The organism is Kurthia gibsonii (genome assembly GCF_006539985.1).
In the GTDB taxonomy this organism is placed as follows: Bacteria; Bacillota; Bacilli; order Bacillales_A; family Planococcaceae; genus Kurthia; species Kurthia gibsonii.
Genome location: NZ_BJOB01000102.1, coordinates 1 through 1,549 on the forward strand (window position 1 = coordinate 1; position 1,549 = coordinate 1,549).

General features: G+C 36.7%; 2 protein-coding genes. Both read right to left on the bottom strand.

Translation table 11 applies throughout. From position 1 onward, the window contains the following. Positions 1-509: 509 nt before the first annotated feature. Positions 510-1,238 carry an RHS repeat-associated core domain-containing protein gene (locus KGI01_RS13630; RefSeq protein ID WP_141275132.1) on the bottom strand — a complete coding sequence of 243 codons (729 nt, stop codon included), beginning with the start codon at positions 1,236-1,238 and terminating at the stop codon, positions 510-512. After that, positions 1,201-1,549: hypothetical protein (locus KGI01_RS13945; RefSeq protein ID WP_170214804.1), on the bottom strand; the 349-nt coding region annotated here is incomplete at its 5' end. The genes KGI01_RS13945 and KGI01_RS13630, both read right to left, overlap by 38 nt.

The following is a 1,549-nucleotide window of genomic DNA, read 5'->3' on the forward strand; positions in this document are numbered from 1 at the left end:
GTTTTCTTTATATGTTGTCGCTTCTTTTACTTTAAAATCTTCTCCGTAAGCGGTCTACCGAAAAACAAACAAAGCGTCTGTCTGAAACATATATTGACCTATTTCAGTCAACCCCGTCTTTCGGTGAAGAACCGATATATATATCCAACTTTTATTATCTCTATTAGCAAATCGAAATCAATAGTAATAAATTAATTTGATCTATTATTTTCTTTTTCTAAAAATCGGTAGAATTTTTCTTGTGTTTTTTTGTGATGGCTCAACAGCTTTACATAAATATCGCTACTTAATTTTTTCTAACATGTTTATTTGCAAAAAATAAATGTCTAAATTTATCCGTAGAATATAATTCATCAAACCAAGAATATTTTAACAACCTCTGTATATTCGCATCTATTTTTTTTGTGTTTAATCCAAAATAAAAAATTGGAGCGACAGGGCTTAGAATTGCTAAGATAAAAATTGGTATACTGATTAATATTTTCTTTAACACTATATCACTCCCTGACTTAGCGAATGGCTTTAATATAACGAGTTACTGCTTTTTTACCACCGTACCTATAAATACTTTTTAGTCGATTAAAAACATTTAGTCCTGATGCAACTCCAGATGTTATATAACTTGAGTATAATCCACTAAGAGTTGGCTTCTTACCTTTAGCGATAGTATTAAGAATATATGCTTTAGGACCATATCCGGCTAAGGCTATAACTCTAGTTATTAAACTTCCACCTATAGAAGCCACGGCTCTGTATAGACCTGCACCACCTATACTGGTTATAGCTCCAACAGCTGCTGCCCTACCAAAAACCCACCAATTAAAACCTCTTAACGTCCTATGCTTATAATAATAGTTCAATAACATTGGCAATGCATTCAATGCGGCACCTACTAAAGCAGAAGCTATCCACCAAGCTATTTTCCCATCTGGATCCACATTCATCACGGGATTACCATTCGCATAGCTATAACCATTCTGTGACAGTGGTTCGTCATCATCACCTGGGTGTGGGTCTAACGCTAAGAATGCACCGTTTGCTGGGTTATAGTAACGGGCTTGTAAATAGTAGTTCTTTGTTTCATCGTCATAGTAGTAACCAGCATAACGAATTGGATTCGCTTTCGCTAGATCCCCTTCGACCGTTAATACATTTCCGTAAGCATCATATGTGTATGCACCGACTTCTTGGTCATCTTTATCACGAATACTTAGTACATCCCCACGATGATTCGTGATGAATTGCTGCTTGCTGGACGCAAGTTGGGCGAGCCAACAACAGGACGTTGTGTACTGACTCGCCTTCCTTTACAGTTTCAAATGTACCGGATCCATTTTTCGCTTTCACCATCATACCAAGCGGTGTATAGCCACTCCATTCATATGAACGATATTCGGTAATGACATCTTTTACTTTCACAACTTCCATCTCTAATACTTCGTCGTTATAGAAGTATTCATGTGTTTTATCGCCAACTGTTTTCGTTAAACGTAAGCCGTTTTCATCGTATGTGTACAATGCGATGGTTAGGTCGTCTAGCGTCGTTACT